Genomic DNA, 22476 nt, shown 5'->3' on the forward strand with positions numbered 1-22476 from the left:
CGAGCACGGTTATCCACTATCCACAGGCTCAGTGTCAAGCTAAGGCCGATGGCCTAGTCCCGCCTTGCGGGAAGGACTTTGTCGGCTACCGACGATTCGACCTCAACCCACTCGCTCCAGATGGTCTCAGCGTTGGCCAACTCGGCTCCTACTCGGATCCGAACCGGCGGGGATAGAGGGGTGCCGATCGTGCATTTCTCGTGATGCGCGATGCTCCACTCTTCCTTCTGGATTCCATCGAATGTGAATCCAAGCTTCGGGCCGATGATCCCGATCTCGTATGGCGGATGTCCCTCGATCTCGCCGTGGAGCCGTGTGAGCTGCACCTTCCCCATGCGGCGATTGCGGACGGTGGCCCTGAGGGCAGTGCGCCGCACCATGACGTCGTCACCGATAGGTGGGAGGTCGTCTACAAAGATCTCAGTGGAACATGTGATCTCATAGCCGCTGCGCTCGTACGCGGCTCGTGCTACCCGCATGCTGCGACTGGCGACGTAAGCGCTGATTCCAGCGATTGCGATGCCCAGAGCAGCAATGATTCGGGCAACCCAGTCCGGCTCGGGATTTGCCATGAGAAGAGTGGAGGTCACATATGCATCATGCCTCCGCAAAGTCACATTGCGCCCGCTTGCGCGCTTGAAGGCGCTACAGGAACTGAGCTGCGGTTACGTCTCATCATCAACTTGTGCCGCGAAACGGAGCGCAATGCGCTGCCAGACCTCGTCCATCGGCTGCCCGGTCGCCTCCGCTAGTTCGTGGAGCGTCTCCCGCAGAACGATCGTGAAGGCCACGACCAGGCGCTCAGGCGGAATGGCAGTGACGACCTCACCGATCAGTCCGGTGAGGTCTGGGTCTTCCTCTGGGTTCGAAGGAGCGGCAGCAGAGGCTGAAACCAGGCGGTTGACGGCGGCGACGTCGGCTCGGGTCGTCTCGTAGTCCATGAGGTTCATCATCGGGGACGCGGGGGTCAGGCGCGGCCCCCAGTTCCGTTCGCTCGGGCCGCCTCGATCTGCTCGACCAGGCGCACGCGAACTTCCTCGGGGTCCGGCCACTCGATTCGGCGTGTGACGGTGCCGGACCATACCCGGAAGGAGGGCGACCAGGTGTTCGATGTCCGTCTCATCGCCTACGCCCCCAACGGCGACAGGCTGGGCCTGCTGCCGCATCCGCTGACCTTCCAGGCCGGACACCCGCTGAACGACGTGCCCGCGATGACGCTGCGGTACAGCCGTCACGCCCTCGGCGCCGGCCTGCTCGCCCAGCCGTGCGAGGTCGCCGTGGAATGGTCGGAAGACGGGCAGACCTGGACCGAACCCCCGGACTCGCGGTTCCTGCGGGTCAAGCGCGGAACGGACGTCACCGACGAGACCGGGGTCGAGACGTTCGAGCTGCCCGGCTACGGCTGGCAGCTGCGCAAGGTCGTGCTCTACCCGGGGCCCGTGCCGCTGGTCGACGGCAAGCGGGCGTTCCTCAGCGCGACGCCGGGGGCGATCCTGCAGACGTTCCTCGCTGAGGCGCAGGCGCGCGGCGCGCTACCCGTGCTCGACTGGGCGTTCGACACGAACGAAGACAGCGATGGCAAGCCGTGGGCGAAGATCCTGACGATCTACTACCAGCCTGGCCTGGACGCGCTCACGACGCTGATCAACCTGTCCGAGCAGTCCGTCATCGACTTCCGGATGCAGGGGCGGACCCTGCACGTCTACAACGCGGACACCAAGCTGGCGCGCGACCTGACGGCCGCGCCCCGCGTAGACCTGCGGCTCGGCCGTGACGTGCTCGACGCTCCCGACACGGGCACCCTGGAGGATGCCGCGTCCGCTGTGCTAGTCGTCGGTGACGACGGGTTCCGCCAGTCGTACAGCTCCAGCGCGGTCCTGCCGTGGGGCCGGTGGGAGAACTACATCGGGCAGGGCGGTGTTTCCGACGCGGGGACCGCGTTCCTGCTTGCTGAGTCGTCGCTGCTGCGCGCCTCTGGAGAGCGGGTGCAGCACACCCGCGAGATCACGCCGACTGGGGCGCGGTGGCTACCGTGGAAGGACTACCAGCCGGGAGACAAGATCATCGCGCCCGCGAGCGGCGGCACGCTGGCTCCCTTGCGGGTCCGGCAGATCACCCTCACCAAAGACGCCAAGGGCGTGGTCGGCGGCAACGTCGTCCTCAACGACCGCTTCTTGGAGCAGTCGATCCGTCTCGCGCGCCGCACGGTCGGCATAGTCGGCGGCTCGACAGCTGATGGCGGGTCGGGGGCTCGGCCCGCTCCGGAGGCCCCGGCCCCGCGCACCCCGGCTGCGCCGTCCGGCCTGATCGTGAACCCGGTCGCGTACGTCGACGAGCACGGGATGCCGCGCGGGCAGGTGACCGCCACGTGGGGCGCGGTCACCTTGGACGTGGCCGGGGTCGCGCTCAACATCGGCGGCTACGAGCTGTTCATGCGCATCAACGAGGCCGGAGCGCCGTGGTTCCTCATCGCCTCGACGGAGGCGGCCGACACCAACGCGACGTTCTCGCCGCTGGTGGTCGGGCAGCAGTACCAGTTCAAGGTCCGCGCCGTGAACCTCGGCGCGCGAGGCCCGTTCTCGACGACCGTGGCCGTCACCATCCCGGACGACCCGTACGCGCCGCCGGTTCCGACCGCTCCGACACTCGAATCCCGGCTCGGCGTCGTGCACGTCACCTGGGACGGGCAAGGGGTCGGCCCGGTCTTGATGCCGTCCGATCTGCTGCGGGTGCTGGTGTGGATGCAGAATCCGCTCGCTCCCGGCTGGGAGGAGATCGGCTATTTCAACGCGGCTGGGTCGCTGGTGGTGCCGGGCCTGCCGTACGCGCAGGATCGGGAGTTCTCGTTCACGGCGGTCGACCGGTCGGGCAACACCTCGGCGCGGAGCTCGACGGCGACGATCGCCGCGGTGCAGCTCGTCCAGGGCGACGCCGCCGACGAGTCGATCACCACGGGCGCGATCGTGGCGAACGCGGTCACCTCCGCGAAGATCGCCGCCGGTCAGATCCTGGCCGGGCACATCGCCGCCAACCAGGTGACGGCGGCCAAGCTGGAGGCGGTGCTGACCCTCTCGACGCGGATCGTGGCCGGTGCTCCGGCCGGAGCCCGCGTGGAGTTGAACGGGAGTGGGCTGGAGGCGTACAACGCCTCCAGCGTGCAGACCGTGGCCATCTCCTCGGCGTCCGGCGCAGTCAGCATCGTGGGGCAACTCTCCACCGGCGTCCTCGGACGGCGGATCGTCGTCAACCCTGCGGGCGCGGCCGATCCTGAGATCCGCTTCTACCCGGGCGCGGGCGTCAACTACGCCCGCATCTGGACCGACACCGACGCCGCGATCCGCCTGTACTCCGGCAACAGTCCGGACGGTACCCGCCGCAGCGAGGTGATCCAGCGTGGCGATGAGTGGCGCATGCACATGGTGCAAACCGCTAACGGGCTCGCCGGCGGCGGCTACATGTTCGCGCAGCCGTCCCAGCTGGAGGTGGGCTACAACGACACCTCGGGCCGCCTGAACAGGTGGCTGTTCAACAACGGCGGCGCGTCCGCAACCGGCTACACCACGTTCCGGGGCACGTTCTCCTTCGAGGCCGGTGCGGGACTGATCATGTTCGCGCGGAGCCTGCCCGAGTCGGGCGGGGCTGCGGCGTCGTACTTCGTGGCTTTCGCGGTGACGATGCAGTCGACCCCGCGCCTCAACATCACGGCCGACAGTCCGAACCCGGCCAGGCTGGCGTTCCACATCGCGTCGCCGGGCCCGGGCGGGTTCACGCTCCGGTCGAGCGAGACGACCACCCCGACGCCCTTCAACGTGCTGGTCCACGTGTGGGCCTGGCGACAGCATGGAGTGACCTGATGGCAGTAGCCCGGTGGCGGATCACCAGTGTGACCGAAGGGCCGCAGACGTGGCTCATCCACTATGAGCCCGTCGACGGCGGCGGGGAGGCGTTCGCGGCCTCGTTCCCGAAGGAAGCGTTCGAGATCCGCATGGCCGAACACGGCCTTGACTCGCTCGACGAGGCGATCGAGGTCCTGCTGTATACGCCGCTGCTGCACGCGATGCACGCGGACGGCCACCCCGACGTGATGCCGGTCCTGGAGGGCGACGCCGCCACCGCGCGGTCCCGGGTACTCAGCCAGGTCGCCGCGTGCAAGGAGCGGTACGGCGAGGTGACCGCCGCCCCAGCGAATGGCCTAGCCCGCGCCGCTGATCCGCTCCAGGCCCTGCGCGACCGCGTCCGGGTCGACAAGGTGCGGGTGGCCACGATCCGGCTGGAGATCGACCGGCATCTGCTGTCTCAGCCTCAGGGGGGCGCGTGACCGAGGACCTGCATGTGGACCTGCACGTGGATCCCAACGCAGTGGTGGCGGTCCTGCGCCAGCGGATCGGCGAGCTGACGTACGAGAACGCGGTCCTGGCCGTTGCCGTCGACCAGCTCCAGACGCAGCTCAAGCAACAAGGGGGGACAGCGCGTGCAGGTGATCGTTCCGGGTGAGCCGATGCGGTACGGGCTGCGGCTGGTGGCGTACGCGCCGAACGGGCCGCGGCTTGGCTTGCTGCCGCTTCCGCTGTCGTTCGAGGCCGGGCATCCGCTGAACGACGTGTCGTCGCTGCGGCTGGACTACACGTCGCACGCGACCGGCGAGGACCTGCTCGCGCAGCCGTGCGAGATCGCGCTGGAGTACGCGATGGACGGCGAGTGGGTCGAGCCGTCCGGCGGCCGGTTCCTGCGGATCAAACGCGGTTCCGACGTCACCGACCAGGCCGGGAAGCGGAGCTACACCTGCCCCGGCTACGCCTGGCAGTTCAAGAAGGCCGTGCTGTACCCGAACGGCACGCTCGTCGACGGGAAGCGCCAGTTCAACGCCGTGCCGGTGGGGGCGGTGCTGCGGACCCTCATCGATGAGGCGAAGGGTCGCGGTGGGCTGGACGGCATGACCGCCGGGTTCACCAGCAGCTCCGACAGCAGCGGCCAGACGTGGTCGGCCACCCTGACTCTCGCGCTGGAGCCCGGCGTCGACCTGCTGACGCTGCTGCTCAACCTGTCGGATCAGGGTCTGATCGACTGGCGGATGCGCGGCCGCACATTGGAGGTGTTCAACGAGGGCGGCGTGATGGCCGTGGACCGGTCGTCCGGCCCGACGCTGATCGACCTGCGACTCGGCCGGGACGTCGACCAGGCCCCGGATGACGCCACGCTGGAGGATCTCTCTACCGCCATCCTTATCGCTGGCGAGAACGGGTTCACGCACGAGGTCCCCAACCCCACCGCCGCGGCGCCGTGGGGCCGCTGGGAGACCTACCAGCAGCAGGGCGGGGTGTCCGACGTAGGGACGGCCACCGCGCTCGGACAGGCCGCTCTGGGCCGCGCGTCGGGAGAGCGGGTGCAGATCACCCGATCGGTGGTGTTCGACGCTGCCCGGTGGCTTCCGTGGGTCGACTATGCGCCGGGGGACCAGGTGCTCGCGCCGGGCGACGGCGGGGCCATGGCCCCGCTGCGGATCAGGCAGATCACGTTGTCCCGTGGCGGCGACGGCAAGCTCAGCGGCAACCTGGTGCTGAATGACCGGTTCCTGGAAGACGACATCAAGCTTGCCCGCAGGAGTGCGGGCATCCTCGCGGGCGGGGTGTCGTCGGGCGGGTCGGGCGCGACGCCGGCCCCGGATTCCAGCGGCCGTGTCCCGGCCGCGCCGCCGGGCCTGATCGTGGAACCGGTCGCGTATCTGGACACGGCCGGGTACGCGCAGGGCCTCGCGGTGGTGACGTGGGGTCCGGTGATCGTGGACGTCAACGGGGTCGCGCTCGACGTCGACGGCTACGAGGTGTACGCCCGCCCCAACGCTGAGGGTGAGCTGTGGTACCTGGTGGCGCAGACCGCGTCCGGCGACCTGTCGGCTAGCGTGTCTCCGCTGAACGTGGACTCCAAGTACGCGTTCAAGGTGCGCGGCGTCGGTAACGACGGCACGAAGGGCGTGTTCAGCCAGCCGGTCGCCGTGGTCGTCCCGAACGACGGGACACCTCCTCCGGTGCCGTCTGCGCCGACGCTGACGACCCGACTCGGCGTGATCCATGTCGCGTGGGACGGCCTGGGCGTTGGCGACGCGACGATGCCGGCCGACTTCGAGCGGGTCCGCGTGTGGATGCAGGACCCGCTCGCGCCGGGCGCGGCCGAGGTCGGGTATCTGACAGCGGCCGGTGTCGTGGTGATCCCGGATCAGCCGTACGGCGAGCCGCGCGAGGTGTGGCTGACCGCGGTCGACCGGTCGGGTAACGAGTCGGCGGCCACTCCGTCCGGGGTGATCGCCACGGTGCCGCTGGTGGACACCGACGTGATCGGCGAGGTCATCAACGGGGCCGAGCACATCATCGACGGGACGATCCCGGGCGACGCAAAGATCACCGCGAATACGATCACTGGGGCTCTGATTCAGGCGCTGGCGATCCAGGCTGGCCACATCCAGGCGAACGCGATCGAGGCGGACAAGATCAAGGCCGGGGCGATCGAGGCGGCGCACATCTCGGCGAACGCGGTCACGGCCGACAAGATAGCCGCGAACGCGATCACAGCGGCGAAGATCGCCGCGGACGCGATCAACGGCAAGACGATCACCGGGTCGGTCATCCGCACGGGGGCGACCGGCCAGCGCATCGTCATCGACCCGACGACGCTGGACATGCGGTTCTACCCAGACGGCAACAGTAACTACTCCCGGATCTTCACTCGGGATGACGTATTTCCGGGCGAGGCTACTTTCCAGGTCACGTCGGGTACCAACAGCGGCGGATCCGCTCAGTCGTATCTCACGGTGGCGGCCGGCTGGACTGGCCTGTACGTTCGCGATCCCGCAACCGGCCTTGATAACGGCGGGTTCCTGGAATCGGCCGAGGACTACTCGCGCATCGGCTACGACAACGACACATCGGACAACCAATTCCTGTGGTTCGACGGGTCCGGGCGGACCACCCACTACGGCAAGTGGTGGGACAGCTCGTTCGCGGTGAACACGTGGGGCATCCACTCTGGTTCGAGGATCTCCGACTCGGGCTGGACCGGCATGGTGATCAACTACGGCCCGACTATGCAGGGCAACATGGGCCCCGTCGCCGTGGTGCGCGACGGCGCGATGATCGGCAACCCGGGCCTCGACCCGAACTTCTACTGGTGCATCGAGGCATCCGGCCAGACCTCGTTCACCATCTCCTGGTCCGAGGGCGGCGGCGTGCGTTCCGGCAAGGCGATCTATTGGTGGTCATTCCGACATGACGGGAACGCGTGATGGCACAGATCTGGACAGTGTGGGACGCCGAGTTGGGCTACAGCCCCATGCATTTCATCAAGCGGGACGTGGACCGCACCAACCCGCAGGGTGCCGAACCGCTATGGGGGGTGGCCACGGTCCGGCCGGACGGCGGCCGGATCCTGCACACCTTCCCCCACTCGACGCTGGAGTGGCGGGCCGCCGAGTACGGCATCGACCCGGCGGACTCCGACACGCTGCTGGACGTCATCCTGCACGAGCCGTACCTGCCGAACGAGGATGACCCGCTGGCGCAGATCGACCCGGCCACGTCCAAGCTGCTCGCCGAGGTGCGGGGGCTGCCGACGTGCTGGACGCCCGGCGTGCCGGACGCTGAGCGGCTGCAGGCGCACCTGGCCAGGATGCAGGCGGTCAAGCGGCACCGCGTCCGGCTCGAGAATGCGCCCTCCGCCGACCGGCAGGCCGCGCTCGTCTATGTCGGCTCCGACCGTGTCGCGCCGCCGCATCCGCTCGATCCGATCCGCGCCGCGAGGTTGGACCCGATCCGGGTGGAGTCGCGGCGCATGGCGGTGAAGTGGCAGCGCCAGACCGGTCAGAAGCCGGACTTCTTCGCCAAGCCGGCGACGGCGTTCATGGGTATGCAGCCTACGGGCGGTGCTGTGTGAGTGAGGAGGTGCCGAACCTGGCACTCGCGTTGGAGACGTTGCGGCGCCTCGTCGAGGTCGGGTTCGAGAAGACCAACGGCAGCACAGCGCTCATCTTGCAGCGCCTGGACCAGGTGGACGACAGGCACGCCGAGCTGGCCAAGCGCGTCGAGCAGGACCGCGCCGCTGCTGAAGCTCGGTACGTCGCGATGGAGGCACGTCTGGACGTGGTCGAGCGTGAGGCGGTGACGCGCTCACAGCTCACCGACCGCACCCGGCAGATCATCGCCGTCGTCACTGTCCTGGTCGCCGTGGCGGGCGCGGTGATCGCGCTGATCCAGCTCACCCGGAGCTGACCAGCCAGGAGACACCAACCAAGAAGGGCGGTACCCGTGAGCATCAAGCTCGTCAGCCGCCGCACGTGGGGAGCGAGAACCCCCACGGCGGCCTACACCAGAATCCCCGGCACCGAGGGTGTGAAGGTCCATTACACGGGCGGGCACGTCGACCCGAAGATCGTGGACGACCACGAGATTTGCGGCAAGCTCGTCCAGCAGATCCAGGCCGAGCACATGGCCGGTGCGCGCGAAATGCCGTACATGGACATCGGCTATTCGATGATCGCCTGTCCGCATCGCCGGGTGTTCGTCGGCCGCGGCCCGTACCACCTGCCGGCCGCCAACGGCGCTGGCCTGAATACGGCGCATTACGCCGTCCTCGCTCTGGTCGGTTCGTCGGGCTTCACGAAGCCGAACGACCTGCTGCTGCACGGTATCCGGGACGCGATCGAGTACCTGCGCGATGAGGGCAACGCGGGCAACGAGATCAAGGGCCACAGGGACGGCTTCGCGACGAGCTGCCCGGGCGCGCCGCTGTACGCCTGGGTGAAGAAGGGCGCCCCCCGTCCCGCCTCGGCCGCTCCGAAGCCGACCCCGCAAATCCCGAGCAAGACCCTGACTACGGAGGCCCTGGTGAAGAACCTGCCCGTCCTGAAGCCCGGCGACGAGAACCGGCACGTGAAGACGATGCGCGGTCTTCTCTTCGCGAGGGGGTACGAGCCGTCGAACCTTCACAGCATGACCTACGACCCGCATGACACCGACCTGATCGAAAAGGTCAAGCAGTTCAAGGCGGCGAAGAAGATCCCGTCCGGCTCGGACCCGCTGGTCTGGGACGCCGCCTGCTGGGAGGCCGCGCTCACCTGACGCGAGCGGTATTGCTGGCTTAATCCCCTGAGGAGAGTTCATGAACGTCGCAGGACGCCACCCCGCCACGGTGGCCATCGCCAGATATTTCGAGTACGACCACCTGCCGCCGTTTCTCCAGCGGTGGCCAAACCGGCTGCGGATCTGGCCCAGTCGATGATCGACGCGCTGCCGGACGGGACGGAGCTGACGGTGGGGCTGCGCAAGCTCCTGGAGGCCAAGGACTGTTTCGTCCGGGCCGCACTTCCCATCCGTAAGTCCCCGGCTTGACGCTAGCCCTACAGCTGGCATCTATCGATTCGTCCCGCCGTGGTGGCGGGCCTGTCCCTGAGGAGGGGCGCATGCATGCTGATCCGGAGCCCACGTACTCCCGGCCGGTCGAGACCAAGGTCAAGGCCATGACCCTGACCGCGTACCTGTCCGGTGTGGCCGGTATGGCGGTTCTGCAGGTGGTCTCTGCTGATCCGTCGCTCATCTCGTGGCTGCCTGACTGGGTGGAGGCCATCGTCCTGCCGCTGGTGCCGACCGCGCTGGCGGCCGTGGCCGGCTTCAAGGCCCGGCACACGCCGCGGCCGGACCTGCCTTCGGCGCAGCGGTAGCCGTGATCGAACGGGAACGCCCCGCTCCTCCCTTGTGGAGGAGCGGGGCGTTTTTCCGTGTTTCAGCAGCTAGTTGCCGCTCACTTCTGCTGCTGCGGGCGTCTTCTTCCGGTTGCCGCCGCGCGACCGGAAGGTGACGCCTCTGTCCTCCAGGACCTTGTGGACGCATCCGTAGCTCCTGCCGGTTGCCAGGCCGATGGCGCGGATGCTCATGCCTTCGCCGTACATGCGGACCATCTCGGTCTTGAGTTCTTCTGGTGCGCTCTGCGTCATGGAATCTCCCAGGTGAGGCGTGTGATCGCTTCATCTTGCCGCATGCACTACCGCTAGCGTCAACGGGACGGCTAGAAGGGGAGAGCCCGCGCCTCAGCTCTGCTCCGGGTCCACCCCGCCGAGGAAGTGGTCGATGAGGCGCGGCGGTAGAGCCTGCCGCGCGGAGGCTAGCCGATGTACGGTTCCGCGTCCTCAAGACCGCCGTCTATCCGTAGCCGGATCGCCGGATGGATTGGGTAGTCGTCGAGGGCGCCCGGCTCGACCCAGCGAACCTCGCGCGCCTCGGCCGGCTCCGGCCGCACCTCGCCGCTCACGACACGGGCACGCAAGCAGATGTTGATGGGCTGCCGCACCTCGTCCACCTTGTCTCCGTGCAGGTACACGATGACGTGGTCCGGGGTGGAGAACACGCCGACGAGGCCGGTCACCTCGACGTCGAGGCCCGTCTCCTCCCGGCACTCCCGCACCCCGGCCTGCGCGACCGTCTCGCCTTTCTTCACGCCGCCCGTGGGGATCGTCCACAAGTCGTTGTCCACACGGCGCAGCAGCAGCAGACGGCCCGCCTCGTCGCGGACGAACACCGACGCGGACGCCTTACGGCTGGTCGGCTTGGGAGCGTCGGGATCCTGCCAGTAGTCGACACGCCTCGTCTTCTTCGTCACGCCGCCTCACCTCGTTCCCACGGCCGGGCCGACGCCCATACCCGCTCGTACGACTCCAGGTAGGTGTTGAACCACGCCCCGTCCATCCTGCGCAGATGGATCGTGGGCGTGTAGGCGGCGAGCAGCCCGTACACGTGGACGTTCACCAGCATCTCGTCGTCGAACCGGTAGATGCTGTTGTACAGGGGCGTGTCGTGTAGCCGGATCTGCACGCTCGGCGGCATGCGCTGCCCGTAGTAGGCGAGTACCGACGTGACCCGCCCGGCAACACCGCCGCCGATCTGGTGCTCACTGTCGCGGGAGGCGAGTTGCGCGCCGTGCGGGTCGCCGAGCAGCAGCCGCACCCGCACACCGGCTTTTGCCTTGCCTGCCAGCGTGGGCAGCCAGTCGGGGTGTTCCTCCGTCAGGAACAGACCGGCGAACGCCAGCAGGTCGACGTTGCGTTCGGCGTTGCGGAGCGTCTCCGTCCACAGATGGCGGGGTACGTCGTTGCGACGTGGATAGGAGGCGATCACTTCGGCGCCCACGAGTGACGCCTTGTCGATGGCGTCCGGCCACAGATACGACTCGTCCTCTTCGAGGATGGCGGCGACCCGGTACCGGGTTTTGGGGTACGGGACCACTGTCCCGTGGAGCCAGCGCTCGACTGACTTGACGCTGACCTCGGCTAGGTCGGCGAGTTGTTGGGGGTCGAGCCCCGCACGGAGCATGGTCCGGCGTAGGCGTTCGTTCACCATGGCGGCATCCTGCCTTAGGACATCCGTGGGCATCTAGTTGACTGCAAGATGTCCCTAGGTGTCTAGGGGTGACGGCGCGCTGTCCAGCGGTTACGCACGATGCTGCGTCCATGAGCAGCGTCACTGGCGACATCCTGGCCAATCTGCGTGCCGCCTATAGCGGCGACTGGACTCTCTGGCGAAGCAACACCGGTGCGTGCTACGCGACCCGCCGCCGTAGGCTCCACGCCGCCGAGATAGACGCCGGCCTCGCTCAAACGGTGGCCGCTGACGACGCCGCGGCCCTGGCTGGGCGGCTGCGCACGCAAGAGGGCCTGTTGGGTCCGGACGCGGCCTGAAGCTTCCCCAGCGACGAAGGTGATCGACATGTACCGGTGGGAACCGTGACGGACGACGAGCTGGACCAGCTGCGCACCACCTACCCGGGCTGGGACATCGACCGCGAGCGCGACTTCATGGGCGGCGAGTGGGGGGCCGCCGAGCTGAGACAACCGCTGACACAGGAGTTGGTGGACGCCGGGGTCGTCAAGAGGATCCGGCGGAGCGACGCCGTAGAGCTGTCGTCCACCCTTGCCTGGCAGTCCGCCCTGGTCCACCGCTCCCCATGGCCGACATGAGCGGCCCGGCCCGCCGCCTGCGAGATGGCGACAGGCCGGGCGGGTGGCCCCGCAGCCCCCGCCCCACACCCACGGGCGAATCCTCCGCGGCGGGGCCACCACACAAGCAGGCGCGGCGGTGAGGGCCCTCAACCACACCACCAGGTCCACCGCCGCGCCACCCGGAAGGATCCACCATGTACGACTGGGAACCGCACATCCCACGCGCGCCGCGCCTACGCGTCGACGAGACGTCATGCTGCGGCGAATACGAGCTGGCCTCCGAGGGAGGCGAGTACTTCGTCCTGCGCTGGACCGGCGACGGCGAGAAACAGGAAGAGACCGCCAGGGGCGTGTTCGCTCGCGCCTACGCGGTGTGGCACGACCTCGCCGCAGGCCACCAGCACAAGAGCCGGGCGTCATGAACGCCACCTGACCATCCACGATTGGAGCGCCGATGCACAACCTCATCGTGAGCCCCTACCTCGACGGCGAACACCTGGTGCTCTGCCCCGGCCGTGGGGGCGGACTGCGGATCTCTCAAGGCAAGTACCAGGAGCTAGCCGAGGCAGGCGACCCGCCCGCGTGGTTCGCCGACGCGGTGACCACCCTGTGGGGGCGGGACATGCCCCTGCACCCGTTCGGTGACGCGGTGCTGGTCCGGCCAGTGACCGGCTACGAGTACGTGCGCGCGACGTACGAGCTCAACCTGGGCTGCAATTACGACTGCGAGCACTGCTACCTCGGCATCAAGGAATTCAAGGGCCTGACCTGGCCCGACCGGGAGAAGATGCTCCACATCCTGCGGGACGTCGGCGTGCTGTGGCTGCAGCTCACCGGCGGCGAGCCGACGATCGACAAGCTGTTTCGCGAGACGTACGGCCTGGCCTACGACCTGGGCATGATGCTGTCCATCCTGTCGAACGGGTCCAAGCTGCACGAGCCGAAGGTGCTGGACCTGCTCACCACGCACCGGCCGCACGAGATCACGGTCAGCGTGTACGGCGCGACGGAGGCGAGCTACGACGGCCTGACTCGGCGGCCGGGCTCGTTCCGGAAGTTCCATAAGGGTGTCAGTGCCGCCGTCGAGGCCGGGCTGCCGCTCAAGTTCTCGCTGATCGTCACCAACCACAGCGCCGACGAGGTGGCGCAGATGGAGGCCCTCGCGAACGGATGGGGCGTCCCGTACGTGACGTTCGTCAACATGTCGCCGACCATCTACGGCGGCGCGGAGACGCTGCCCTCACAGTCGGTGGAGCACCTGCGTAAGCGCAAGCCGTTCACCGGCTGCAACGCCGGGCACACGTTCTTCCACGTCGACCCGCACGGGATCGCGTCCATCTGCAAGATCGGGCGGGAGCCGAACGTGCGCCTGGTCGAGGAGGGCGCCGCCGGGCTGGCCCGGCTCGGCGACATCGCCGACTCGCTGCTGCTGCGGCAGGGCGGCTGCACGGGCTGCACCCTGCAGGGCACGTGCGGCACGTGCATGCCGCTCGTGCAGCTCTACCGCAAGGCGAAATCGCCGCTGGCGAACTACTGCCAGCACCGAGAGCGAGAGGAGGTGACAGCCACATGACAGCCGTGCTCGTCGATCTCATCCCGCGGCCCGCGCCTCAGCCTGAGGTCGAGATCATCACGGACCTGGAGATGCTCCTGGCCCCGCAGAAGTGCTCGTGCTCGTCGAGCGACGATCAGCCCTACTAGGAAAGGTGCGCAGGTGAGGGCCGCCCTACGGGCTATCGTGGGGCGGCCCCTTGCGCGAGAACGGAGAACCCATGGCGTTGACGCGAGTCGACTGGGAGGACCTGCCCGCTGCCACCCGGGGCGCCATCGAGAAGCACACCGGGCGAGTCCGGTCGGCGCGGACGGTGTCGGAGGGTCTCAACTCGTCGGTGGCGATGCTGCTGTCCACCGAGGTTGGGCCCGTGTTCGTCAAGGGCCTGCGCCGCGCCTATCCGCGGCGGTGGACTCAGGACATGGAATGGATGGTCAACCCGTACGTGACCGGGGTTGCGCCGCGCGTGCTGTGGCGCATCGAGGAGGAATGGGACCTGCTCGGGTTCGAGGCCGTCGAGGGTCGTCACGCGGTGTACGAGCCTGACTCGGCGGACCTACCCCGGCTCATGCACACCATGGCGGCGCTTGGGAAGATGCAGTGCCCGGACCTTCCGCTGAAGACGGCCGAGGACCGATGGGGGCCGTACGTCACCGAGCCTGAGCAAGCCTCGTGGTTCGTCGGGGGTCGGCTCCTGCACACCGACTACAACCCGCTGAACGTGCTCATCAGCGGAAGGCGGGCGCTGCTGATCGACTGGGCGTGGCCCACGAAGGGTGCGGGGTGGATCGACCCGGCCTGTCTCGTGATCCGGCTCATCGCGGGTGGGCACACTGCCGAGCAGGCGGAGCGCGCCGTATCGGGCCTGCCCGCGTGGGAGGGGGCGCCGGTCGAGGGACTTGACGTGTTCTCGGCCGCGAGCGTGCGCCTGTGGCAGGAGATCGAAGGGGCGGCCTCGACGTCCTGGACTGCCGGGATGGCGGAGGCCGCCTGCATGTGGCAGACCTATCGGGGCGTGGCGGCGTAGGTCAGATGCTCCTCAGCGGCAGGTCGTCGGTCTGGAACCGGATCCGCCTCTCGTTCGCCGCCCGGTGCAGCAGCTCCACCGGCTGGGCTTCCCCGTCTCGGGTGACGCGCTCAGCGGTCAGGACGGACACGCCGGGCCGGAGCCGTAGCGTGTCGGCTTCGTCTTTCGTCGCGGTACGGGCCCCGATGAGTTCGCGGACTCGGGCGGTCGCGGGGTCGAGCACGCCGAAGGCGATGAGCGCGGCCAATATGCCGCCGTCGACCTTGCCGCTGCCGGCCACGGGGGTGTCGTCGACGACGGCGAGCGGGTAGTACGCCGTGTCGAGCATGACGGCCTGGCCGTCGACGAGCGCGTGCCGGTCGCGGCGGACGACGGTCGCGCCGACGCTGAGTTGCAGGGCTCGGGCGACGTCAGCGTCGGCTGGCACGCGGGTGACGGAGATGAGCTGCATGTTGCCGGTGCGTCCGGCGTTGCGGCAGGCGGTTTCCCAGGGGCCGAGTCCGTTGCTGGGCGGGGTGGTCATGCTGAGGTGGATGTAGAGGGGCCGGGTGTCCTGGACGATGAGGCCGCGGTTGGCCTTGCGCCAGACGGAGCCCTCGTCGCGGAGGGCCTTCACGGCGGCGCTGACGGTGGCCGATGAGGCGTCGTAGTTGGCCATCATGGCGGCTTGGTTGGGCAGCACGTCACCGGGCGCGTAGGTGCCGTTGTTGATGAGCTCGCGAAGGTCGTTCGCGATCTCTTCGCGCCTTGATGTCACGGTGCGCCCTCTCCTGCTGGTGTTGTGCCTCGATCACAGGATGCTGCCACAACGCGTTTGACAATTGATCGTGTCGTAGTTAATCATGCTCTCAGTACGCGATGTTATCTGAATAACAGAGCGTGATGAACGCGAAAGAAAGCGGCCCCCGGAACACTGCGGGTACCCATCCCGCACCGGAGGCCGCCCCGACTCCCAACCAACCCGATCAGGAGAACACGACCCTTGAAAGGTCTGTGAGAAGTATGACATGCACCAAGCCCCCCGCGCCGAATCTTGCCGCACGACTCCGCTCCCTGACTGACCTGATCGACGAGTCAGGTCTATGCACCACGACCGGCGCAAATCCCGACCACTGGTTCCCCGACGTCGAACCCGCTGGTAACGCCACGACTCAGCGCCGCTTCTACGAGCAGGCCGCCGCCGCCCGCTGCTTCGGCTGCCCGACCCTCAACGAGTGCCTGGAGGTGACCCTGGCCGAGGAGGGCAGCCTCCTCCTGGAGCACGGCTACGAGCCGCACGGCATCCGGGCCGGACTCGCGCCCTGGATGCGCCTCCATCTTCTTGTTGCTAGCGGTAGTGCTGGCACCGACGCAGAGGAAGCCGCGTGAACCCCTCCACGCTGTTCGACTACGCCGCCGACGTGTTCGGCTACGCCACCGACAACCCGATCAGTTCGGCCGTCATCGTCGCCGTCGCGCTGGCGGTCCTGGTGCTGGCGTTCCTGGGCGGTCGCGCCCTCATCCGGATCGCCCGCCACTGGTGGACGACGCGCCCGACCGAGGACGCCATGACCATCGTCGCCGCGTCCATCGCGACCGGCGTCTCCGCGCAAGGCATGTGGCGGTTCTCCGGCGACGTGCTCGGCTTCGACGGCCCGCTCCGGTTCCTGCTGTTCGCGTTCATCGAGGTCGCGATGGTGACCTCTGCGGTGCGGGCCCGCCGGAACATGCGGGAGAACCACAAGGCAGGCGTCGACGGCCTGGCCGTGTGGGCGCTGACCGGCCTGTCGGCCGTCCTGTCGGCGATGGACTCGGCCAGCTTCCCCGAGGCCGTGTTCCGCCTGGCCGCGCCGCTCGTCGCGGCGTGGCTGTGGGAGCGCGGCATGTCGATCGAGCGGCAGCGGCTCACCGGCCGGACCCGGATCAACTGGCGGCTCACCCCTGAGCGTGTGCTCGTCCGGGTCGGCCTGGCCGAGTCATCCGACCGCACCGCGACCGAGGTCGACACCCACCGCCGTCTCACCCGCGTCGCCCTCACGGCGAAGCGCGCCCGGGCGCTGCGCGAGGCCGGCGCCTCTGCCCGCAAGCAGCGCCGCGCGCTGGCCCAGCTCGACAAGGCGATGGATCGCGCGGTCGAGCACACGGGCCTGGTGCAGGACAAGGCCAAGCAGGAACAGATGCTCGCTCAGATCGGCGCGCTCTACAACACGGCGCAGCTCACCGAGCTCCGGCCGCGCTCGTTCTGGCAGCAGCTCGCCGACGACACCGCGGCGCGGGAGGAGCGGGACCGTGTCGCCGCGGACGCCATGGCGGAGCTGCGCGACTTCAGCAGGGGTCGAATCCTGCCGCCGCCTGACGCAAGCGCTATTGCTCACCTCAACGGCGCTGCGCCGATCGACAGCGGGAGTGACACAGCCGGTGGCACGCCCCGTGACACAGCCGGTGGCACGCCCCGTGACACAGCCGGTGGCACGCCTGGTGGCACGGCACCGGCTGTGCCATCGCCCCCTGCGACACGCCCCCGACCGACCGTGTCACGTGCCCCGAAGGACGTGCCACGCAAGCCGAATGGCTCGCGTCATGGCACACCTGCGCAGCCCAGCAGCGAGGAGCTTGAGCGGCGCATCGAGTGGTTGCACGACCTCGCCAAGACCAACCCCGGCATGGATGTCACGGACCTACGTGACAAGGCCATTGAGGAGTACGGCGTCAGCAGGCGCACCGCGTACCGCTACATCGAACAGGCCGGACTGGCACCGCGTGGCACGGCCGATGGCACAGACGGTGGCACACCTGATGGCACGGCTGGCGCAGCTAGTGACACACCCGGTGACACGCCCGGTGACACGGCATCCGGCGCCGCGCCCAACGCGGCATGACACGACACCCCAACCAACCCGGCACCGCGAAGGACACGACATGGACCCCGAGGCGAACCTCATCAAGCTCAGCACGTGCCTGCCGATGTGGCAGGCCGACAACGACTCCCGCTTCCTCACCGCGTGGCTCCACTACAGCCCGGCCGACCCGTGGTTCGTGAGCGTGTACGTCAGCGGCGGCGTCGTCGCGCTGGACGTGCCCCGCGACGTCCTCACGAAGGGCCTGAACGAACTGGCCGCCTGCGACGACCTGAAGGTCCAGCCGTCCGGCGAGCCGATGTGGACGCTGTGGACGCTGCGGTGGAACCCCGAGGAGCCGCTGACGTTCCGCGTGCCGACCGCCAACGTCCGCGCGTACCTGGCCGAGACGTTGAAGCTCGTGCCGTCCGGCGCCGAAGAGTCCCGGATCAACTGGGACGCCGAGATCGCGGAGCTGTTCGAGGAAGCCCAGGAAGGTGACGTTCCGTGACTCGGCTGCAGGGTCGATCCGACGCCCGCCCGGCTCTGACCGGCAGCGTCGCGGACGGCCCAACGCGCACCCGCGCTGCGCAGCGCGCACGCCTGCGCATGCACGCGCGCGAGGCGCAGCCTACCAAAGATCACAGCCCGTAAGCAGGAGGAGAAGCAAGTTGGCCAGGAATCGCACCGGCCCGGAAGAGCGCAGAGCCTTCCACACCGGCCGAATCGACGGCGAGCGGAACGGCGTGCGCCGCTTCTGGTTCGCCGCGTGCTGGGTCGCGGCTGAGCTGACCCAGTTCGCCAAGCGTGACCCGGCCAAGGCCCACGCGGACAGCCTGCACCTGGCCAAGCAGATGAAGGCCATCGCCGACGACCTGAACACCAAGCACGCCGACCACCTCAAGGCCCGAAAGGGGGGAAGCGCCCGTGTATGAGCTGAGCCTGCCTGCCGACGACAGCGACGAGCCGAAGGACAACGTGGTCATCGGCCCGTTCCCCGCGCCAGCCGACGACGCCACCCCCGCCGAGCCGGACGACGACGCCGAGCCCGGCCGGTCACTGGTCTCCACCGCCGCCGAGCTGCTGCCCCGCCTGGAGAAGCTGCTCGACGACATGGTGGTGGGTGACGGCCTGTTCGGGCAGCGGCCCGCGTCGATCGCGACGCTGGCCCGGCAGTACTGGATCTCCCCGCCGGAGTTCGTCCGCGAGGCCATCGCCCTGCGGGTGCTCTACGGCCTGTACGGGGTGCCGGTCGTCCTGGCGAACGTCACCGTGCAGACCCTCCTCCTGATCATCCGGTACCCGACGCTGCTGGCCGCCGTGGTGGTCGTCGGCGCGGTCGTGTATCTCGTCACGTTCATCCTCGTCTGAAAGGCAAACCCCTCATGGAAATCTCCGTTGCCGTAGTCTTCGGCGGCCTCGTGGTGTGCCTCATGTTCGCAGGCCCGGCCATCGTGGTCATGCACCACAGCAAGCTGTTCAGGAAGATCCACTTCATCGTCGCCATCTTCATGGTCCTCGGCGGGGTAGGCCTCATCGGCGTCGTCGCGTGGCTGGTCCGCCTTGGCGCTGACTGGGGCCTGACGGTGTGGATCGGCGTCCCCGGGTTCCTCGGCCTGGTGGTCGTCTTCATCGGCGTCCTGATCGGCGTCTCCGACTGGGACATCGGTAGGCCGTCGCAGTATGGCCTGTTCGCCCTGCCCGCGCTGATCACGGTTGTCGTGATGACGTCCGGTCCGACGTGGGACTACGTCAGCTCGCAGTTCACCTCCAACGCCAACACCCTCAAGACGCAGGTGGAGGGGTCGAAATGATGATGGTCATCCTCGCCCTGGTGGTCGCCGCGCTCATCGCTGGCGTCATCCTGTGGCGTCGGCCGGACGCCCGCGCTGTCGCCGCCGGCGCGTGGAAGGCAGGCCGCAAGCAGGCCGCGACCGAGTTCCGCAACGGCTACAAAGCGACCCGGCAGGCGTACGACCGGGCGCAGAAGGCGCTGCAGCAGCGCGGCACCAAGCGCGCCCGCGCCATGTCGGCCGTGCTGGAGTTGCTGGGCGTGACGGTGGTGACGGCGGGCGGGGCGGTGTACGGCGCGGCCAAGACCATCGGCGCGACCCAGCGCATCATCGTCGAAGCCGCCAAGGGCGGCCGCGACGCGTACAAGACGCTCGAGGTCGAAGCTGAGGTCATCGACGAGGTCGTGCACACCGACGATCAGACCTATGTAGCGCCGCCCGTGGCGGACGGGACCAAGCTGCTCACGAACACGATCATCATCGCGACCACTGAGTGCGAGAAGTGCGGCGCCAAGCACTCCGTCATGATCCAGGCGGGCCAGAACAGCGCCGTGACCAAGTGCGATTGCGGCCAGGAGCTGCGCTTCTCCCGGGCCGCCCCCGCCGAAGCCAACACGCAAGCACAAACGCAAGCAGCAACCGACAACCCCGGCGCCGAGCAGGCGCCGCAACCGGAAGGAACCGACATGGCAGCCCAGGAAGCAACCGGCCTGACCAGCTACTCGCAGGCTCACGAGCAGATCGCACAGCAGCTGAATGCCCTCAGCGTCACCAGCAACAACCTCGTCGCCTCCATGGGCGACACCATCGCCCAGCACTCGAACCTGATCGGCAACGCCGCCGTCCTGCAGGACCTGTTGAACCAGGCCGCCAGCATCGCGGCGCAGATCGCGAAGGACGCGGCGGCTGTCGCCACCGCGTGACCGCTGAGGTTGCGGGTGCCCGCCACGGCTGCACGGTCGTGGCGGGTGCCCAGAGCAGAGCGACCAACCCGACGCTCGGAAGGGAGCACCCCCTCATGGCCGCCATCGCCGCCAAGAAGATCGAACCCGAGACGGAGCAGCCTGCACCGCGGAAGGTGCGCCGGGCCATCCGACGCATCAAGCACCGGCAGCGCGGGCGCATGGCGTTCGCTCGGCCGGTGGTGTGGCTGGCCACCATCCAGACGACCGCCGTCCTGGCCGACGCGACCGGCCTCGGCCTGACGGTCACCGGGCCGGCCGTCGTCCTCGCCGCAGCGACGACCCTGGTCAAGGCGAGGCGGCGCGGCCAGAAGCCCGCCATGAAGCGGACGGCGGCGGCGTGTCTGTGGCTGCTGGTCGCCACGTTCGTCGGCCCGTACGGGCTGATTGCGCTGGTGCTGTGGGTCGTCGGCGTGATCGTGTCGGTGCCCTACTGGTACGGCCTGTACCGGTCGGTGGGCCGCCCGGCCGCCCGGCCGAAGGCCCTGCCGAAGAGCACCGTGTCGGGTGTCCAAGGGTGGTGGGACGAGACCGTCGTCCCGAACCATGTGGCGTTCGCCGGTACCCGTCTCGCCGTTCCGGGGCCCGTCCCGGGCGGGTTCACTGCCGTCGTCGTCGGCGTGCCCGGCAAGACCGAGTTCGACAAGATGGACAAGGCCAAGGGCACCATCGCGTCCGGCCGCCGCGTCCCCCTGGACCAGATCGAGCTCGGGCCGGCGCCGGGCGGCGACTACTCCGGCGCCCGGGTCACGGTGGTTGAGCGCGGGGACAACCTGCGGCAGGTCCGTCACATCGAGGACTACGCCGCGGCGATCGACCTGAGGACCGGCACGGCGCAGGTCGGGTGGTTCTTCGACCTCAAGCCCACCCACTGGAGTTTCTGGACGACGGACGCGGGCGCGCAGATGGGCATCAACGCTGGCTCGACCGGCACGGGCAAGTCCGCGTTCGGCGGCACGAAGATCGCGCTGGTGCATCAGTGTCCCCTCGCTGTGACGGTGCTGCTGGACAACCAGGACGGAAGCTCGCAGCCGGAGTTCAACGGCCGCACCGCGATCAGCCGTGAGGGCGTGCAGGCGTGCTGGGAGGAGCTGCTGGCGCTCGACTACGTCATGGGCCGCCGCGCCCACTTCGTCGCGCACGTCCCCTGGGTCGACGACCAGGGGCGCGAGCGGCGGGGCAAGCCGTTCTTCGTGCCGGGCGACCCGGACATGCAGGGCCTCAAGCTCATGTATGTCGTGGTCGAAGAGCTGTCCATGCTGCTCAAGGACGACGTGTACGGCGCGGACGCGACCGAGCTGCTGGCCTCGGCCGCGAAGACGTGGCGCAAGCCCGGCGGCGCTATCGACGTGTTCCTGCAGAATCTGGGCCTGGAGAACTTCGGCGGCAAGCCGATCTCCAACTCCCTCCGCTCGAATCTCTCCGGCGGCGGCTCCGTCGCGGCCTTCAGAACGGGCTCCAGCGTCGACTACAACATGGTCGGCCTCACCTCCGACCCGTCGAAGCTGCCCGAGTTCTGGGAGGGCACGACGCAGAAGACCCGCGGCCTCGGCTACACCAAGGGCATCGACAACCGGCCCGGCGGCAAGTGGCGGGCGTCGATCTCGCGTGACCTGTTCGGGATCTCGTCCACCCCCGCGGCCGCGCAACTCGACGAGATGACCCTCAGCTTCTACGAGGAGTACCGCGACCTGGTGCGGCGCGGCATAGACCCGCGCGACCCGGCCGCCGCGACGCCGGCGACGGTCGCGACGCCGCAGTGGTCGTCGGGGGACGTGGAGGCCGTGGTCGAGCATGCGCTGATCAGCGGCCCGAAGGAGATCGGCGCGGTCTGCGTCGCGGCGCGGGGGCGGCTTGGTGACGTGCCGCTCGGTGAGGTTCCGGCCGCGTTGCGGGCGTTGGAGAAGACGGGCCGGGTGCGGAAGTCTGGCGACTCGTATCAGCTTGTGAAGGAGGTCCAGTGATGAGTGTTGTTCCCGCTCCGTCCACCGGGTGGTTCGACAGCGCATTGCGGGTGACGGCCGTGACGTTGTCGTGGCTGGCGGTTGTGCTGGCGACAGCGTTGCTGTGTCGGCCGACGCCGGGTACCGAGGTGCTGGTGCCGGTGGTCGTCGCTGTGGCGGTCGCGGTGGTCATCCTGTTCGGCCGTCCGGTCGGCGGGTCGCTGGCGCTGTTCAGCGCGGCGGTTCTCGCCGTGGCCGTGTGGGGTGAGGTCGGCGGCGTGGCCCTGGTCGTGTCGACCATCGCCGCCCTGGTGCTGCTTCCCGTTCACGCCGTTCAGCCAGGCCCGAGGAGGGGCCGATGATGCCGAACACTGAGAACCTGACGTTCGTCCCGCGCGCATGGCAG

At 68.7% G+C, this 22476-nt stretch carries 29 protein-coding genes; 23 read left to right on the forward strand and 6 right to left on the reverse strand.

All coding sequences use genetic code 11. The annotated features are described in order from the left end of the window. Positions 1-53 precede the first annotated feature (53 nt). Both ACFLIM_RS39245 and ACFLIM_RS39250 read right to left on the reverse strand, forming a co-directional pair. Positions 54-590 (reverse strand): hypothetical protein, encoded by a 537-nt coding sequence (locus ACFLIM_RS39245; protein WP_393173831.1) that lies wholly within the window; start codon positions 588-590, stop codon positions 54-56. A 75-nt stretch (positions 591-665) separates the two neighbouring features. Further along, positions 666-941 (reverse strand): hypothetical protein, encoded by a 276-nt coding sequence (locus ACFLIM_RS39250; protein ID WP_393173833.1) that lies wholly within the window; start codon positions 939-941, stop codon positions 666-668. A 162-nt stretch (positions 942-1103) separates the two neighbouring features. On the opposite strand from ACFLIM_RS39250, the gene ACFLIM_RS39255 reads away from it, so the two are divergent. The 8 genes from ACFLIM_RS39255 (at position 1104) to ACFLIM_RS39290 (ending at position 9706) form a co-directional block, all read left to right on the forward strand. Further along, positions 1104-3854 (forward strand): hypothetical protein, encoded by a 2751-nt coding sequence (locus tag ACFLIM_RS39255; RefSeq protein ID WP_393173835.1) that lies wholly within the window; start codon positions 1104-1106, stop codon positions 3852-3854. Then, complete coding sequence (locus tag ACFLIM_RS39260; protein WP_393173837.1) at positions 3854-4318, forward strand: hypothetical protein; 465 nt, start codon at positions 3854-3856, stop codon at positions 4316-4318. The genes ACFLIM_RS39255 and ACFLIM_RS39260 overlap by 1 nt, the downstream gene beginning before the upstream one ends. Beyond that, a complete protein-coding gene (locus ACFLIM_RS39265; RefSeq protein ID WP_393173839.1) occupies positions 4315-4494 on the forward strand; it encodes a hypothetical protein in 180 nt (59 codons plus the stop codon). The genes ACFLIM_RS39260 and ACFLIM_RS39265 overlap by 4 nt, the downstream gene beginning before the upstream one ends. Next, the gene (locus ACFLIM_RS39270) at positions 4472-7276 is read left to right on the forward strand and encodes a hypothetical protein (RefSeq protein ID WP_393173841.1); all 2805 of its coding nucleotides are present in this window, start codon (positions 4472-4474) and stop codon (positions 7274-7276) included. Before ACFLIM_RS39265 ends, ACFLIM_RS39270 begins: the two co-directional genes overlap by 23 nt. Then, positions 7276-7923: a hypothetical protein gene (locus ACFLIM_RS39275; RefSeq protein ID WP_393173843.1), complete on the forward strand. Its 648-nt coding sequence runs from the start codon at positions 7276-7278 to the stop codon at positions 7921-7923. Before ACFLIM_RS39270 ends, ACFLIM_RS39275 begins: the two co-directional genes overlap by 1 nt. Beyond that, positions 7920-8258: a hypothetical protein gene (locus tag ACFLIM_RS39280; RefSeq protein ID WP_393173845.1), complete on the forward strand. Its 339-nt coding sequence runs from the start codon at positions 7920-7922 to the stop codon at positions 8256-8258. The genes ACFLIM_RS39275 and ACFLIM_RS39280 overlap by 4 nt, the downstream gene beginning before the upstream one ends. A gap of 162 nt (positions 8259-8420) precedes the next feature. After that, positions 8421-9107, forward strand: a complete 687-nt coding sequence (locus tag ACFLIM_RS39285) for a hypothetical protein (protein ID WP_393173847.1) — start codon at positions 8421-8423, stop codon at positions 9105-9107. Between the two features lie 341 nt (positions 9108-9448). After that, positions 9449-9706 (forward strand): hypothetical protein, encoded by a 258-nt coding sequence (locus tag ACFLIM_RS39290; protein ID WP_393173849.1) that lies wholly within the window; start codon positions 9449-9451, stop codon positions 9704-9706. Positions 9707-9775: 69 nt separating this feature from the next. Here the strand turns inward: ACFLIM_RS39290 and ACFLIM_RS39295 are convergent, their stop codons facing one another. From ACFLIM_RS39295 to ACFLIM_RS39305, 3 genes are all read right to left on the reverse strand, one after another. Beyond that, positions 9776-9979: a helix-turn-helix domain-containing protein gene (locus ACFLIM_RS39295; protein WP_393173851.1), complete on the reverse strand. Its 204-nt coding sequence runs from the start codon at positions 9977-9979 to the stop codon at positions 9776-9778. 167 nt (positions 9980-10146) lie between these two features. Continuing rightward, positions 10147-10641 carry an NUDIX domain-containing protein gene (locus ACFLIM_RS39300; protein ID WP_393173853.1) on the reverse strand — a complete coding sequence of 165 codons (495 nt, stop codon included), beginning with the start codon at positions 10639-10641 and terminating at the stop codon, positions 10147-10149. After that, positions 10638-11378 (reverse strand): helix-turn-helix domain-containing protein, encoded by a 741-nt coding sequence (locus tag ACFLIM_RS39305; protein WP_393173855.1) that lies wholly within the window; start codon positions 11376-11378, stop codon positions 10638-10640. Before ACFLIM_RS39305 ends, ACFLIM_RS39300 begins: the two co-directional genes overlap by 4 nt. A gap of 110 nt (positions 11379-11488) precedes the next feature. Here ACFLIM_RS39305 and ACFLIM_RS39310 point away from each other — a divergent pair, with 110 nt between their 5' ends. From ACFLIM_RS39310 to ACFLIM_RS39335, 6 genes are all read left to right on the forward strand, one after another. Beyond that, positions 11489-11716, forward strand: a complete 228-nt coding sequence (locus ACFLIM_RS39310) for a hypothetical protein (protein ID WP_393173857.1) — start codon at positions 11489-11491, stop codon at positions 11714-11716. Between the two features lie 36 nt (positions 11717-11752). Further along, the gene (locus ACFLIM_RS39315; protein WP_393173859.1) at positions 11753-11995 is read left to right on the forward strand and encodes a hypothetical protein; all 243 of its coding nucleotides are present in this window, start codon (positions 11753-11755) and stop codon (positions 11993-11995) included. A 176-nt stretch (positions 11996-12171) separates the two neighbouring features. Further along, positions 12172-12399 (forward strand): hypothetical protein, encoded by a 228-nt coding sequence (locus ACFLIM_RS39320; RefSeq protein ID WP_393173861.1) that lies wholly within the window; start codon positions 12172-12174, stop codon positions 12397-12399. 32 nt (positions 12400-12431) lie between these two features. After that, complete coding sequence (locus tag ACFLIM_RS39325) at positions 12432-13550, forward strand: radical SAM protein (protein WP_393173863.1); 1119 nt, start codon at positions 12432-12434, stop codon at positions 13548-13550. Further along, positions 13547-13678 carry a hypothetical protein gene (locus ACFLIM_RS39330; protein ID WP_393173865.1) on the forward strand — a complete coding sequence of 44 codons (132 nt, stop codon included), beginning with the start codon at positions 13547-13549 and terminating at the stop codon, positions 13676-13678. Before ACFLIM_RS39325 ends, ACFLIM_RS39330 begins: the two co-directional genes overlap by 4 nt. A gap of 71 nt (positions 13679-13749) precedes the next feature. Continuing rightward, complete coding sequence (locus ACFLIM_RS39335; RefSeq protein ID WP_393173867.1) at positions 13750-14556, forward strand: hypothetical protein; 807 nt, start codon at positions 13750-13752, stop codon at positions 14554-14556. Position 14557: 1 nt separating this feature from the next. On the opposite strand, the gene ACFLIM_RS39340 is transcribed toward ACFLIM_RS39335, so the two are convergent. After that, positions 14558-15313, reverse strand: coding sequence for a GntR family transcriptional regulator (locus tag ACFLIM_RS39340; protein WP_393173869.1), 756 nt, complete (start codon positions 15311-15313; stop codon positions 14558-14560). Between the two features lie 245 nt (positions 15314-15558). Here ACFLIM_RS39340 and ACFLIM_RS39345 point away from each other — a divergent pair, with 245 nt between their 5' ends. The 9 genes from ACFLIM_RS39345 (at position 15559) to ACFLIM_RS39385 (ending at position 22432) form a co-directional block, all read left to right on the forward strand. Beyond that, positions 15559-15924 carry a hypothetical protein gene (locus tag ACFLIM_RS39345; protein ID WP_393173871.1) on the forward strand — a complete coding sequence of 122 codons (366 nt, stop codon included), beginning with the start codon at positions 15559-15561 and terminating at the stop codon, positions 15922-15924. Then, entirely contained in the window at positions 15921-17414 is a 1494-nt protein-coding gene (locus ACFLIM_RS39350; RefSeq protein ID WP_393173873.1) for a hypothetical protein, read from the forward strand. Before ACFLIM_RS39345 ends, ACFLIM_RS39350 begins: the two co-directional genes overlap by 4 nt. Positions 17415-17454: 40 nt before the next feature. Further along, on the forward strand, positions 17455-17883 hold the full coding sequence (locus ACFLIM_RS39355) for an SsgA family sporulation/cell division regulator (protein ID WP_393173875.1): 429 nt from the start codon (positions 17455-17457) through the stop codon (positions 17881-17883). A gap of 160 nt (positions 17884-18043) precedes the next feature. Further along, the gene (locus tag ACFLIM_RS39360; RefSeq protein ID WP_393173877.1) at positions 18044-18307 is read left to right on the forward strand and encodes a hypothetical protein; all 264 of its coding nucleotides are present in this window, start codon (positions 18044-18046) and stop codon (positions 18305-18307) included. Beyond that, positions 18300-18743, forward strand: coding sequence for a hypothetical protein (locus tag ACFLIM_RS39365; RefSeq protein ID WP_393173879.1), 444 nt, complete (start codon positions 18300-18302; stop codon positions 18741-18743). Before ACFLIM_RS39360 ends, ACFLIM_RS39365 begins: the two co-directional genes overlap by 8 nt. Positions 18744-18757: 14 nt before the next feature. Then, the gene (locus ACFLIM_RS39370; RefSeq protein WP_393173881.1) at positions 18758-19186 is read left to right on the forward strand and encodes a hypothetical protein; all 429 of its coding nucleotides are present in this window, start codon (positions 18758-18760) and stop codon (positions 19184-19186) included. Beyond that, positions 19183-20088: a hypothetical protein gene (locus ACFLIM_RS39375; protein WP_393173883.1), complete on the forward strand. Its 906-nt coding sequence runs from the start codon at positions 19183-19185 to the stop codon at positions 20086-20088. The genes ACFLIM_RS39370 and ACFLIM_RS39375 overlap by 4 nt, the downstream gene beginning before the upstream one ends. Further along, complete coding sequence (locus ACFLIM_RS39380; protein WP_393173885.1) at positions 20085-22091, forward strand: hypothetical protein; 2007 nt, start codon at positions 20085-20087, stop codon at positions 22089-22091. The genes ACFLIM_RS39375 and ACFLIM_RS39380 overlap by 4 nt, the downstream gene beginning before the upstream one ends. Further along, positions 22091-22432 (forward strand): hypothetical protein, encoded by a 342-nt coding sequence (locus ACFLIM_RS39385; RefSeq protein ID WP_393173887.1) that lies wholly within the window; start codon positions 22091-22093, stop codon positions 22430-22432. The genes ACFLIM_RS39380 and ACFLIM_RS39385 overlap by 1 nt, the downstream gene beginning before the upstream one ends. Positions 22433-22476: the final 44 nt, after the last annotated feature.

This window comes from Nonomuraea marmarensis (genome assembly GCF_043197025.1).
Taxonomy (GTDB): Bacteria; Actinomycetota; Actinomycetes; order Streptosporangiales; family Streptosporangiaceae; genus Nonomuraea; species Nonomuraea marmarensis.